Source organism: Prosthecobacter fluviatilis, from assembly GCF_042655725.1.
Taxonomy (GTDB): Bacteria; Verrucomicrobiota; Verrucomicrobiia; order Verrucomicrobiales; family Verrucomicrobiaceae; genus Prosthecobacter; species Prosthecobacter fluviatilis.
Genome location: NZ_JBHSMQ010000004.1, coordinates 1 through 13772, shown reverse-complemented (window position 1 = coordinate 13772; position 13772 = coordinate 1). Strand labels below are relative to the sequence as shown.

At 63.6% G+C, this 13772-nt stretch carries 7 protein-coding genes; 1 reads left to right on the top strand and 6 read right to left on the bottom strand.

Annotated features, from left to right (window positions below):
* Window positions 1-95: 95 nt before the first annotated feature.
* The 3 genes from ACFQDI_RS11445 to ACFQDI_RS11435 all read right to left on the bottom strand — a co-directional run bounded on the left by ACFQDI_RS11445 (window position 96) and on the right by ACFQDI_RS11435 (window position 8249).
* Window positions 96-5456 carry a PAS domain S-box protein gene (locus ACFQDI_RS11445; protein ID WP_377166597.1) on the bottom strand — a complete coding sequence of 1787 codons (5361 nt, stop codon included), beginning with the start codon at window positions 5454-5456 and terminating at the stop codon, window positions 96-98.
* A gap of 457 nt (window positions 5457-5913) precedes the next feature.
* Complete coding sequence (gene glgA, locus ACFQDI_RS11440; protein WP_377166595.1) at window positions 5914-7116, bottom strand: glycogen synthase; 1203 nt, start codon at window positions 7114-7116, stop codon at window positions 5914-5916.
* Window positions 7117-7172: 56 nt separating this feature from the next.
* Window positions 7173-8249 carry a hypothetical protein gene (locus tag ACFQDI_RS11435; protein WP_377166593.1) on the bottom strand — a complete coding sequence of 359 codons (1077 nt, stop codon included), beginning with the start codon at window positions 8247-8249 and terminating at the stop codon, window positions 7173-7175.
* A gap of 84 nt (window positions 8250-8333) precedes the next feature.
* Between ACFQDI_RS11435 and ACFQDI_RS11430 the strand changes: the two genes are divergently transcribed.
* A complete protein-coding gene (locus ACFQDI_RS11430) occupies window positions 8334-10142 on the top strand; it encodes an exosortase/archaeosortase family protein (protein WP_377166591.1) in 1809 nt (602 codons plus the stop codon).
* Between the two features lie 13 nt (window positions 10143-10155).
* Here ACFQDI_RS11430 and ACFQDI_RS11425 read toward each other — a convergent pair whose 3' ends face one another.
* From ACFQDI_RS11425 to ACFQDI_RS11415, 3 genes are read right to left on the bottom strand one after another with little or no spacing between them, the layout of a single operon-like run.
* Complete coding sequence (locus tag ACFQDI_RS11425; RefSeq protein ID WP_377166589.1) at window positions 10156-10635, bottom strand: hypothetical protein; 480 nt, start codon at window positions 10633-10635, stop codon at window positions 10156-10158.
* A 5-nt stretch (window positions 10636-10640) separates the two neighbouring features.
* Window positions 10641-11066 (bottom strand): DUF6941 family protein, encoded by a 426-nt coding sequence (locus tag ACFQDI_RS11420; protein ID WP_377166587.1) that lies wholly within the window; start codon window positions 11064-11066, stop codon window positions 10641-10643.
* Between the two features lie 17 nt (window positions 11067-11083).
* The gene (locus ACFQDI_RS11415; protein WP_377166585.1) at window positions 11084-13153 is read right to left on the bottom strand and encodes a penicillin-binding transpeptidase domain-containing protein; all 2070 of its coding nucleotides are present in this window, start codon (window positions 13151-13153) and stop codon (window positions 11084-11086) included.
* Window positions 13154-13772 lie beyond the last annotated feature (619 nt).

The window sequence follows — 13772 nt, the reverse complement described above, 5'->3', positions numbered from 1 at the left end:
GAATTCTGGAATGAGATGATGAAGTGGGATTAGAAGAAACAGGATGCCGGGGCAATGATGCCCCCGGTCCCGTGTTCCCGGCGGTTTGTTTCATCTCACGCTTTCGGATGCAGCACTCCGTCGATCGTGCGCAGAAGCATGTTTGAATTGTACGGCTTGTACAGGACTGTTTCCACCCCCAGCGATTTCATGGTGTCGAGCTGGGCCTGATTGCACAGCCCCGTGGAGGCAATCACCGGGACGTCGGGGTTTATTTTCCGCAGCGTGCGCAGAAACAGCACTCCATTCAAGACCGGCATCATGATGTCCGTCAAAATGAGGGCAACCTCCTGCGAGTGCTCGGTGTGCAAGACAAGGGCTTCCGTCGCATTATTGGCCAGCAGGACACGGTAGCCGTTTGCCTCCAGCACGGTGCGCGCCGCGTTGGCGATCGCCACCTCGTCGTCCACCACGAGCACGCATTCCCCATGGCCGGTCGGAGCAGCTGCAGAGGCAGAGATGTCCGCAATCGCCTCCTGATCCGGAGCGGCTGGCAGATAAATCTGAAAAGTCGCCCCTGCACCCGGTGCGGTCACCACCTTGAGCAGGCCGCCATGGCTCTTGACGATGCCATGCACCGTGGAGAGGCCGAGTCCTGTGCCCTTGCCAATTTCCTTGGTGGTGAAGAAGGGATCAAAGATGCGTTCCAGGATTTCCGGCGGGATGCCGCTGCCCGTGTCGCTCACTTCCACCAGCACATGCGGGCCGGGTGTGATCTCGGGCAGCATGCTCGCGTAGCTGGTGTCGATGTCGAGATTGGCGGCGCTCAGCCGCAGCCTGCCCCCTTCGGGCATGGCATCACGCGCGTTCACGCAGAGGTTGAGCAGCACCTGGTGCAGCTGCGTCGCATCTCCCAGCACCAGCCGCAGGTTCGGCGCATTCACGCACTCGACGGTGATGTCCTTTGGGAAGGTGCTTCGTATCATCTGCTCCATCTCAGTGAGCAGCATCTCGATCTGCAAAGGATGCCTTTCGCCTTCCAGGCCACGGCCAAAGGCCAGCACTTGCCTGACGATCTGCGCCCCACGCGCCGCGCTCATCTCAATGGTGTCGCACAGGCTGCTGCGCTTTTCCTCAGACAACTTCATGCGCAGCACGGCCACGGACATCATGATGGGGGTGAGGATGTTGTTCAGGTCATGCGCCACGCCGCTGGCCAGCGTGCCGATGCTCTCCATGCGCTGCGCCCGGAGGAACTGCGCCTCGAGCTTCTTGCGTTCGGTGATGTCATGAAATGTCCACACACGGCCGTAGTAGGTGCCATCCGTACCGCGCACGGGCGCGGAGTGGCGCTCCAGGGTGGTGCCGTCCACCTGCTCGATGACGTCCGTGCTCGATTCGTCCGGATGCGCGTTGAGGTGAGTGATTTTTTGGAGAAAAACCTCCGGATCTTTCACCTGGCCGAGGACGAACTGCACCTGTCGGGAGTCGTCGGGGTCGTCTGCGATATGCGGCGGGATTTTCCACAGCTCGTTCATGCGCCGGTTCTGCAGCAGTTTTTTCCCATCGCTGTCCACCACGAGGATGCCATCAATCGCGGAGTGCACCTGCGCCTCAAAGAAGGCGGTGCGCCAGCGCAGCTCCTGCTCTGCCTGCCGGCGTCCGGCCTCGCCTTCGCTCACCTCCAGGGCAAAACCGATGTCCAGCGCCAGCTCATCGAGCAGGCGCAGCTCCACCTCGTCAAAGAAGCCGGTTTCCCCTGAGTAGAGCGTGAGGGTGCCGCTGACCCTGCCGCCGACGGTGATGGGAAAGCTGGCGGAGGAGCGGTAGCCGCGCTTCAGCGCCTCGTCACGCCAGGCCAGCATGCGCGGGTCGTTCTCCATGTCGCTGCAGGTGACGTGCTGGCCGCTGAGGAAGCAGCTGCCCGTGGGGCCGCAGCTCCGCGTCTGGTCACTCAGGTCGATGTTCACGTTGTCCAGGTAGCCTTCCACCACGCCGGCGGAGGCCACCGGCTGCAGTTTCTGCGTGGCTGCGTCATGCATGCCCACCCAGGCCATGCGGAAGCCGCCCTTCGACACCGCGATCTCGCAGGCCCGCGTCAGGATCACCTGCGGGTCCTTCTCATGCACGATGGTCTGGTTGATGTTGCTGAGCACCTCGTACACGCGGTTCAGGTGGCGGATGCGCAGCTCCGCCTGCTTTTTCGCGGTGATGTCCTGGAATGTGCCGCGCAGCTTGGTGGTCTTGCCGTTCTCAATGACCGCGAAACCCTGGACCCGCACCCAGATGTGATTCCCTTTTGCCGTGATGAATGGCGACTCCAGATCATAAGACGTGCCGTGGACGATGGCGGCTTGCACGGCGGCCTCGATCGCCGGCCACGCGTCGGGACCGTAGAAGTCCGTTGCCTTTTCGAGCAGGGGCTGCTCGTAAGGGAACTCGACTTCATGGATGCGAGCCGTCTCCTCCGACCACGTGACCCGCTGGGAAGCCAGATCCAGCTCCCAGCCGCCGACCTTCGCCATGGCGCTGGTGCGCTCCAGGAGCTCCGTGGTGCTGGCCAGCGATTCCTCCGCCCGTTTACGCTCGGTGATGTCCTGAACGTAGGAGATCAGATAGCTGCCGTGCTCGCGTGACTGGTCAATGAGGGCCGTGGACAGGTAGGCCCAGACGACTTCTCCATTTTTGTGGAGGTACCGCTTTTCAGCGTGCATGGCTTTGGGCCCGCCGTTCAGCGCGTTGCTGAGAAAGTCGCGTCCGATGTCCTTGTCATCCGCATGGGTGATATCCTTGAAGGTCAGCCGGATCAGTTCGTCCTTGGAGTAGCCCAGCATGCTGCACAAGGTGGGGTTGACATTGATAAACCTTCCATCCGCCGCCACCAGACACACACCGACGGTGGCGCTCTCAAAGGACGAGCGGAAAAGCTCCTCGCTTTCCCGCAGTTTCGACTCGGTACGCTTTCGCTCCGTGATCACCTGCGCGAAAATGATCAGGCCGCCGATCACGTTCTCCGAAGCATGCCACGGGCGGACCTCCCACTGCAGCCAATCCACGGTGCCATCGGCCTGCTGGAACATGTCCTCGTCACAGCTCGCGGGCTGCCCGAGCAACGCCCGGCGGTGAATTTCCTTCCAGCGTTCGGGAATGTCTGGAAACAGCTCGTAGTGCGAGCGTCCGAGGATTTCTTTTCCTCCCAGATGATAGTCGGTGATCCAGCGATCGCTGGCCTGCAGGTAGCGCATCTCGGTGTCAAACATCGCCACGGCTGCGGGCGTGTGTTTGATGAGGTGGCGCAGCAGCTCCTCGCTTCTGGCCAGCGCCTCTTCGGTGCGTTTCTGCTCGGTGATGTCCCGCGCGATCTTGGAGGCGCCGATCACTTTGCCACTGGCGTCCTTGAGCGGCGAGATGGTGGCGGAGATGAAAATTTTCCGCCCGTCCTTGCAGAGGCGCACCGTGTCGAAATGTTTCACGGTCTCACCGCGGGAGATGCGGGCCAGGATCTCGGCCTCTTCGTGGTGGCGCTCAGGCGGGAGCAGCATCAGCAGCGGCTGGCCGATGGCCTCCTCCGCCGTGTAGCCAAAGATCTTCTCCGCGCCGCGGTTCCAGCTGGTGACGACGCCCTCCAGCGTCTTGCCGATGATGGCGTCGTCGGAGGACTCGACGATGGAGGCCAGCTCGGTCTGCTTCTGCTCCAGCCGTTTGCGCTTGGTGATGTCCTGGATGTGGGAGATGAGGTAGGCGCCGTGCTCGTGCGCGTCGTCAATGACGGCGGTGGAGAGCAGGGCCCAGATGACGTGCCCGTCCTTGTGCAGGTAGCGCTTTTCCGTCCGCATGGTCTTGGGCCCGCCCGCCTGCGACTTGCTGATGAAGCTGAGCCCGATGTCCAGATCATCCTTGTGCGTAACGTCATTGAAGGTCAGCTGCAGCATCTCCTCCTTGGTGTAGCCCAGCATGGCGCACAGGGTGCGGTTGGCATTGATGAACCGGCCGCTGGCCGACACAAGGCACACGCCGTCGGTGGCGCTTTCAAAGGAGGCGCGGAACAGCTCCTCGCTCTTGCGCAGCCTGATCTCGTTGAGTTTGCGCTCCGTGATCACCTGCGTGAAGAAGATCACGCCGCCGAGCACCTTCCCCGCGGCATGCCATGGCTGGATCTCCCACTGCAGCCACTCAACGCCGCCATCCGCACGCGTGAACATGTCCTCGCTGCAGCTCTGGGGTTTGCCGCCCAGGGCCTGGCGGTGGATTTCCTTCCAGCGCTCGGGAATGTCTGGAAAGACCTCGTAGTGATGCCGCCCGATGATCTCCTTTCCTTCGAGGTGGTAGTCGGTGATCCAGCGGTCGCTGACCTGAAGATAGCGCAGTTCGGTGTCAAACATGGCCACCGCCGCAGGAGTGTGTTTGATGAGATGGCGCAGCCTCTCCTCTCCGGCCTGCAACGCCGCCTCCGACTGCTTGCGCTCCGTGATGTCCTCAATCAGGGTCACCACGCATTTTTTGCCGGCGAGTTCGATGAGCTCGGCATTGAGAGAGATGGTCTTGCGGATGCCGCCACGCGTCCGCACGGGGAGCTCCTGATGGCGCAGCGAGCCGCCGTCGAGCAGGGGCTGGATGAACTGGCTGCACGCTGCCTCGCTGGGCCAGATGCCCTTGTCCAGCGTCGTGTAGCCGATGACCTCCTCCGGCGGATAGCCCAGAATCCGGCAGAAGCTTTCGTTCACCTCGATGTAGCGCCCGGTTTCGATCTCGGTGATGGCGATGCCGCTGGGGTTGGCCTGGAAGGCCTTGGAGAATTTCTCCTCATTCTCCCGCAGCTGCTTCACCTCCCGGCGGCGGATGGTCAGATTGAACAGCAGCACAGCCGCGCAGGCGAGGGCCAGCACCAGCACCACCGCGACCACCCAGTACAGGTAGTGGACGCTGCTGCGGATGGAGCTCGAAAGCACGATGCTGTTGCTGTGATTGTATTTGATGAGATCCTCGGCGGCCAGGATGGCGGGCTGAAAGGCCGGCACCATCTCGCGCTCCAGGTAGGCGGCGCAGGCATCCCGGTCCCCGGTCAGCACCAGGGCCTCATAGGCCGTGCGCTTCTTGTTAAAAGCGGCCTGGCTGCTCTTCAGCTGGTCCAGCAGCGCGCGGTCCTTCCCCGGGTTCATGCGGATGGTCGTCTCATAGCGCTCGAGCGCATCGGCATAGGTCACGTCCGCCTCATGCACGATCTTCAGGGCGGCGTCCCGGGACTGCACCGACTGCGCGGAGGCCGCCACCAGCAGCCAGCCGATGCTGCGGGACATGGCCATGCGCATGTAATGCGCGTTGATGGTGCCAGGCACTGCGTCCTGGGCGATCAGGTCACTGTCCGTTTCCACCTGCCTCCCGCTGTAGTAAGCCATCGCCGCGAGCGCGATTAGCAGCCCCAGAATGGCGATACTTGCCAGCCGGATCAGGAGAGTGGTGTTGCGCTTATGGTTCATCTAGGGCTCCTCATTTTATAAAATCTATAGGGGGGCAACTCACCATCGTCGGCACATCACCGGGCCAGCTTTACTAGCCAAACCTTTAGAACTCAGTCGCAACTCATACCCTTAAGCAAATAAATGATAACTTATATCATTCCATATCAAAATAATATCCAAGAAAGCTCTTTTATGCAGGGCCAAAGGCCCATCACCCACGGGTTTTCTCCTCGCAGTCATGGGGTGGCGCTTTGCCCGTCCATGCCGGGAAAAACGCCCTTGATTCAGCCGCCATTGGTAGCATTTCCGTCTGTCACACCCACCGCCCACCTTCTTCTGTTTACATGAACGATGAAGTGAGCTCTGCGACGCGAGGAGAGCCGCAACGCTGGATCTTCTGAATCGAAGCGCAGCGATGTGTTGATTGATGCCGAGGTTCCCTAAAGACGCCCCCACCGTTCAGGATGGTGCGCCCCTACCCCGCCAACGTCTTGTACAGCGCCATGGTCTTCCGGGCGATGCTCTTCCAGCTGAAGTGGTCTTCGGCACGCTGGCGGCCGGCCTGGGCCATGCGGTTGCGCAGCGTGGGGTCGGCCATGAGCTTGTTGATGCCGGCGGCGAGATCCTTCGCAAATTTCTCCGGATGCAGCGCCTCAAAGGGGCTCTCGGTCTGCTGCTCCAGCGGCACGAGGATGCCGGTCTCGCCATCGACGACGACTTCCTTGATGCCGCCCACGGCGCTGGCCACCACGGCCGTCTCGCAGGCCATGGCCTCCAGATTGATGATGCCAAAGGGCTCGTAAATGGACGGGCAGCAGAAGACCTCGGCATGCGAGTACATGACGATCTTTTCCTGCACGGGCAGCATGCTCTGCACCCAGATGACGCCGGGGCGGGTCTTGCTGGCCTCGGCCACGGCGGCCTCCATCTCGGCCTTGATCTCGGGGGTGTCCGGCGCTCCGGCGCAGAGAACGACCTGGAAGCCGGGATCGAGATGCTGGATGGCACGCACCAGGTGCACGATGCCCTTCTGCCGGGCGATGCGGCCGACGAAGAGGACGTAGGGCTTGTCGGGATCGACTCCGTGCTTGCGCAGCACGTCGGGGGCCTCGGTGCGGCGGTATTCGGCGAGGTCGATGCCGTTGTAGATGACGTGGACCTTGTGGGGATCGACGTCGAAATGCTGCAGGATGTCCGCCTTGGTGCCTTCGGAGACGGCGATGATGGCGTCCGCCATTTTCAGCGCGGTGCTTTCCAGCCAGACGGTGAAGTCGTAGCCGTGGCCGAGCTGCTCGCGCTTCCAGGGGCGCAGGGGCTCCAGGGAGTGAACGGTCAGCACCATGGGCACGCCGTAGTTCAGCTTGGCGAGGATGCCGCCAAAATGCGCGTACCACGTGTGCAGGTGCACGAGGCTGGCGTCGATGCCGCTGGTGTTGAAGTCCAGGCAGCGCTGCAGGGCGCCGAAGACGGACTTCAGATTGAGCGGGCTGTCCCAGCCGGTGGTGTCGAGGCCGAAGCCCTTCACCTTGAGATTGCCCTCATGGCTGTCCTGGTCGCCAAAGCAGCGCACGTCCACCTCCATGAGCTTGGCGAGCTCCTTGGTGAGGTATTCGACGTGGACACCGGCGCCGCCGTAAATGTGGGGGGGAAATTCGTTGGTGAGGAAGAGTGCTTTCATGGGTGCGGGCGTGGCTGTGCCGTGGCGCAGCGGCTGGGATGAGGGCGTGTGCGGGGTCATTTCCCCTGGGATTTGAACCATTCCTCGATAGCGGGAATGTCGAAGATGCGGAAGCGTTTTTTGATGCGCTGCTCGAGCGCGAGCTGGGCGTGCTTGGCCACCTCCAGGGAGGGGTCTTCCTTGATGGCCTTGATGAGCTGCGCGTTGGTCTCCGGCAGCGGGCTGCCCAGAAGCAGGAAGCAGACGCGCACGCGCACCTCCCAGGGCTGCTTATAGTCGGCCAGGAGCTTCAGCAGGGCGGCGGGCGGCACATCCGCCTCGTCGCGGATGCTGCTGTCTTTGAAGAGCTCGGCCACGGGCAGGCGGTAGCCGGGGTCTTCACGCTGGAGGAGCTGGATGGCACGGATGGCGCGCAGGTACTCGGCCTGCGCGGCGTCATGCAGATGCTCCTGCTGCGGGTCGCGCATGTACTCGACGAGCAGCTCGATGGGGCGGCGCTCGCCGGTGGCGATGGCCTCGTCTGCATACATGGTGAGGCGGTTGCGCTCCTTGAGCCGGATGAACTCCTCCTGCGTGGGGGAGACCTGCGGCTTCATGTCGGGCATGCGCGGGGTGCCCGGCTGGCCGGAGGCCGCAGTCCCGGAGGTGGCGGCCACCTCGGGAATCTTCAGCGTGGCGGAGATGCTTTCGAGGGATTGCCGGGTGTTTTGCTGCATGAGCAGCTGCTCGCGGCGCATGACGTCCAGCTGCTTTTCAAGTGCGGCGATCTGCTCGGCAGCTTTGGCGAGCTGGGCCTTCAGGGCGGCATCTGGCGCGGCGGGCGCAGACACTGCCGTGGGGGCTGGTGCGGCGGAGGCCTGCGGGGGATCGGCCTTCTCAGGCCCGAGCCACCGGCCTGCCAGCAACACCCCGAGGCTGACGAGGATGGAGCACCCGAGGGAGATGCCCACGTGCCAGGCCGTCAGGGGCGAGCCCAGGAGGCCGGAGGTGGTGGCGGATTTCTCAGCGGCAGCAGCGCCGCCGTCCTTGTCATTCGCCAGCGCAGGACTGCAGCGGGCGAAGAGCAGCGCCTCCTTCTGGCCGTCTTCGTCTTCAGTGTCAGGAGGTGATTGGGGAGGGAGAGGATCAGACATGCAAAATTGTGCGTCGGTGACGTTACTCGATGGAGGTTGCCAGAAGCAACAAACAAGGCCAGCCTTTGTGCGTCAACCCGTGTCATGGCAACAGATTCCACCCAGACGCCCAGCGTTTCCACCCTCCCGCTCCCCGCGGCCCCTCTTGACCAGCAGCCTGAAATGCTGCGGCGCCTGGCGCTGTGGGGGCTGCCTGCGGCGCTGGGGCTGCTGTTTCTGCTCTGGCCCTACCAGCAGTGGGACTACGCGAGCCGTGAGAGCATCCTGATCGGCTGGGCCCGCTGGGTGAGCAAGCGTGCGGACTGGCAGTTCTGCCTGCTGGTGCCGCCGCTGGTGGGCTGGCTGGTGTGGCTGCGGCGTGATGAGCTGCGCCGCCTGCCCTTGCAGGGCACCTGGCGGGGGCTGCTGCCGCTGGGGATGGGACTGTTCTTTTACTGGATCGGCTACAAGGCAAACACGGGCTACCCGGGCTTTCTCGCAGTGCAGTTTGTGCTCGCCGGGTTCATCCTGCTGGTGGCGGGCGTGGCGTGGATGCGCACGCTGTTCTTTGCGTGGCTGTTTTTGTTTTTCACCTGGCCGATGCAGCCGCTGGAGGATTCCCTGGCCTCTCCGCTGCGCCCGCGCACGGCGGCGATGGCGGCAGCGGTGCTGAACGCGGTGCAGGTGCCTGCGGTGAACGAGGGCTCGGCCCTGCAGTCCGCTGCGGAGCCGGACAAAGGCCTTCAGATCGGCGAAGTCTTCAGCCTGGATGTGGATGCGAAGTGCAGCGGGATCAATTCGCTCTTTGCGCTGATGATGATCTCGGCGCTGCTGGGCTACCTGGCGCTGCGGCGGCCGCTTTCGCGCTTCATTCTCTTTGCATGCGCGGTGCCGCTGGCGGTGGCGGGCAATGTGGGGCGGCTGCTGCTGCTGGTGGCGGGGACAAAGCAGTTTGGCGCGGATTTTGCCGTGGGCAGGCACATCGGCGACCACCAGGAGATGTCGCTCTACCACACCTTTGCGGGCTTTGCCGTCTTTGGCATCGCGCTGGGGGGGATGTTTGCCCTCTGCTGGCTGCTGGAGGGCCGGGAGATGAAGGCCAACCTGCAGCGCCATGGCCAGCCGCGGAACAAAGAGGCTGCCTCGGGCATCGCCGTGCCGCGCCGCATGCTGGCCCAGCTGCTGGCGGCCCTGGGGCTGCCGCTGCTGCTGCTGGGCATCTGCCTGGGCACGGACATCAGCTTTCATGTGGCGGCACCGGGGGTGAAGCTGCGGGCGGATGACTCCCACCTGCCCTACCTCCCCCTCTCTCTGGGCGACTACCAGGGGCGCGAGTACGACATGACGACGGATGAAAAAAACCTGCTGGATGAGGGCGTGCGCCTGGCGCGCAATGTGTACGCCTCCGCCGCAGGCAGGCAGATCATGGCCACGGTGATCCTGAGCGGCTTTGAAAAACGCAGCCTGCACCGCCCGGAGGTCTGCCTGCCCAACCAGGGCTGGACGGTGACTGACCGCACGCAGATCCCCCTGCGCATGAAGGACGGGCGGGAGATCACCATCATGATGATGCGCATCTTCCGGGATGCGGAACCCCAGCCGGGCGTGCGGGTGCGCACCCGGGCGGTCAATTTTTACTGGTACATCGGCTCAGACGGCACCTCCTGCGCAGACCATTACGAGCACGTCTTCCTCTCCTACTACGACTCGGTGTTTCGCAACATCCAGCACCGCTGGGCCATGGCCTCCATCTACGTGCCGCTGCCGGAGCAGCGCATCGGCCAGGAGGACCCCATGCAGGAGCTCAATGCCGTGGAGGATACGCGCGAGTTTCTGGCCCAGCTGGCGCCGGCTTTCATGCTGACAAAGGAGGAGTGGCTCAAAAACGCCCAGACCCCCAAAGCTGCGCCTTGAGGCCCCTCAGCGCCTAACGGCTCAGGTCCTCCTGGGTCAGCACCTTGAATCCGGCGCTGGAGAGCACCTCGCCGCCCACCTCCGGGGAGTCGAGATGGAGGACGAACAAAGGATTGCCCGCAGGGCGCACAAAGAGCGGGTAGGAGAAGTCGATGTTGATCTCCGCGCTGAGCAGGGCGGAAAGGGCGTGCACGAGGGAGTGGTCGGTCTGCTTCAGCTCCACCACGGTGACGGGAAAGACCACGTGCGGGATGCCTTTCTCGATGAAGAGCAGCTCGGTGGTCTCGGGGTCGCTGGGGATGAGGCGCACGAGGGCGAGCTCGGTGCTGTCCTGCAGGGAGAGGCCGAGCACCTCGATGCGGTGCTCGGTGAGCAGCTTGACCAGGGCCATGAGCGCGCCGACGCGGTTGTGCAGAAACACGGAGAGCTGCCTCACCGGCGTGCCTGCGGGCGTGCCGGTCGCGGACTGGGTCTGGGGTTTGGAGGTGATCATGGGCGCTAGCCTGCGGGGCCTGTGGCGGAGCGGGTCTCGTCAAACAACGTCACCCGCAGCGGGATGCTGGCCAGGGTTTCATCCTGGTGCTGCACCAGCCAGCGGTAGACGCCCTGGCGGTCAAACTTGAGGCGCTGGAGGTTGCACACGATGTTGCGTGAGACAAACGGGATGAAGGACGAGGGAAAGATCACCTCCAGCTGCACGGGCATGGGCGGCAGGCACTCCTTGCCGTCGGGGTCGATGCAGCGGATCACAAATTCATGCTGCCCGGCATCATCTCCCTGAAACACCACACGGACGGCGATGGAGCACTGCGGATGGATGACGGGGAAAGTCTGGGCACAGAGGGTGTCGAAAGCCCCCTGCATGCTGAGCTTGCCCTGGTAGTCGGCGGCAAAATCACAGACGGCGGCGAGTTGGATGTTCATCGTGAAGATGGCGGGGGTTAGCGGCCAAAGAGCCTCTTGAAGAAGCCGCCGATGCCTTTTTGCGGCGGGGGCGGTGGCGGAGCCTGCGCCGGGCGCGCGGTCGGCACCTCCTCGGTTTTTCCACCGGTGGACTCTTCCACCAGCGTGGCCTTGGGCACTTCCTTCATGGCCAGCAGCATGGGGTCGTCTGCCGGGGCTTTTTCAAAGATGTTGGTGAAGACCTCGTTCACGATGGGCGCGGCTTTTTTGCCACCGCTGATGTCCTCCCCGGGCTCCCCCTCATACACCACGGCAAAGGCAAACATGGGCTTGCCCGCAGGCAGGAAGCCGGTGAACCAGGCGAGGTTCTGATCTTTGCTGATGCGCCACTGGGCGGTGCCCGTCTTGCCGGCGATCTCGGCCTGCTTGATGGCCGCCGCATGCCCGGTGCCGCCGCCGCCATTGACCACGGCCACCATGCCGCTGATCACCGTCTGGCGCTGCTCAGGATTGAGATCGATCTTTTTGCGGTCCTTGGGCTCGTAGGCCTGCACCACACGGTCTCCGAGGTCCTGCACCTGCAGCACGAGGCGCGGCTGGGGGATGCGGGTGCCGTCTCCGAGCCCGGCCATGCACTGGCACACCTGGAGCGGCGTGGCCAGCACCATGCCCTGGCCGATGGCGATGTTGGCCAGATCTCCCGGCAGCATCTTGTGGCCGCGGTGCTGGAGGAGGTAGCTGTTGGTGGGCACAAAGCCCTCCCCTTCCGCCTTGAGGGGGATGCCGGTGCGCTCGCCAAAGCCGAGGCGCAGCGCCATGTTCGTGATGTAGTCGGCGCCGGACTCCAGCGCGGCACGGTAGAACCAGGTGTTGCAGGAGCGCTTGATGGCGCTGACCACGTTCATGGAGCCCTCCCCTTCCTTGTTCCAGTTCTTGAACACGCGGTCGCCGATCTCCAGCGCGTTGGGGCAGTCGTACATCGTTTTCGCGTCCACTTTGCCGCTGTCCAGCGCGCCCAGGGCGGTGACGATCTTGAAGGTGGAGGCCGGGGGGTATTCGCCGCGGAAGGAGCGCGGGTAGAGCGGCAGGTGCGGGTCCTTCGTCAGCTCGTCGTAGCGCTTCTGGCGGATGCCGGGCACAAATTCATTGAGGTCAAAGCCGGGATTGGACGCCATGGCGAGGATGTCGCCATTGGTGACGTCCATGATGACCATGGCGCCGCCGGTGGTGTGCTTTTTGAGCGCGTTTTCGGCGTACTTTTGGAAGTTGTAGTCGATGGAGAGCACCACGTTGTTCCCCGGGCTGGGCGCACGGCGCACGTCTTCGGAGAGGCGCTTGCCATCCGGGCTGAAGAGGACGTTCACGATGCCCGGCTGGCCTTTGAGGTCGCTGTCAAAGGCGGTTTCGATGCCTTCGCGGCCTTCCATCTCTTCAAACACGGGGTCGCCGTCCACGATGGGGCCTGTGGGCAGCGGGCGGGTCTTGCCGGTGTAGCCGATGATGTGGCAGGCGGTGGCCCCCTGCGGGTAATGCCGCAGATAGGCCGGCTGGATGACGAGGCTGCTGCCGAGCAGGGGCTTGAGCTTTTCCTCCATGTCTGGCGTGATCTCCACATTCAGCCCCTCCTCCACGGAAAAGACCAGCGGCAGCCAGCGGCGGTGCTTGTAGTGCAGCAGCACCCTGTCGTCTGAAAGCGACCACGCTTTGCCAAGCGCTGCATTGACCTTGTCCACGGTGGAGCGTGCAAAGGCGGTGATCTGCGCGTCGCTGGCCTTGTCCATGTAGGGCATGACGAGTGCGAGGTAGTTGGCAGCGCGGTTCTGCGCAAAGGGGATGCCGTGGCGGTCCACGATCTGCCCGCGCGGCGCAGGCACGCTCAGGGTCAGGGCGCGGGCTTCCTTCTGGGTGGCCCAGGAGGCGGTGAGGTCCTGCTTTTCAGGCACGGCCGCCTTCTGCTTTTTCGCCTCGTCTTCGGCGGACTCGACAGGCTGCGCCTTGAGCACCACCTGGGCTTGCACCTGCGGACCAAGCAAGGCGAGCGTCCCAAAACCCACTGCCAGAAGCCGGCTGGTCAGGGACGACGAGGTCAGAGCATACGAAAAAAGCATGGGGATAAAAGACAGACAGCAGCAGCGCGTGCGACGTGCCGGTGCAGTGCTGAACATGCGGCTACGCACGCACGGCGTCAAGCCGGAGGTCAGGCGCAGGCGATTTCGGCTGGCTGCGGGAAAGGCGCTCTGCCGGCGACCATTGCCCCGGTCACAGGACGCGACACGCTGTGGCGCTGGGGGCTTCGCATCCGCCGGCATGACTGCGCGCAAAACACCTTTCCGCTGGGCAGGCAGTCTCTGCCGCGAGAGGCGTGGGTTCCGGCGGCTGCTGGCTGGGGAGAGCCAGTCCTGCCTGCGCTGGGCAGGCGCGTGAGGCGGGAGGTGTGTCCCCTCAAGCCTGCGCGGGGTGATGCGAGGCTGGCGTTTCGGCAATGATTTTGGTAAGACGCCGCCAACGCACAGAGGTTTCAGGCGTTTGAGCGGCCGGGCTGATGCCGGCGGGCCGCGTTTTGTCCGTGGTTTGCGGCAGGCGTGGCGCGGCTGGGATGAGGGCACAAAAAACCCCGCATCCTTTTGAGGGGATGCGGGGTGATGTTTAATCTGGCAACGTCCTACTTTCGCATAGCCTTTCGCCATACTATCATCGGCGCAACAGCGTTTCACTTCCGTGTTCGGA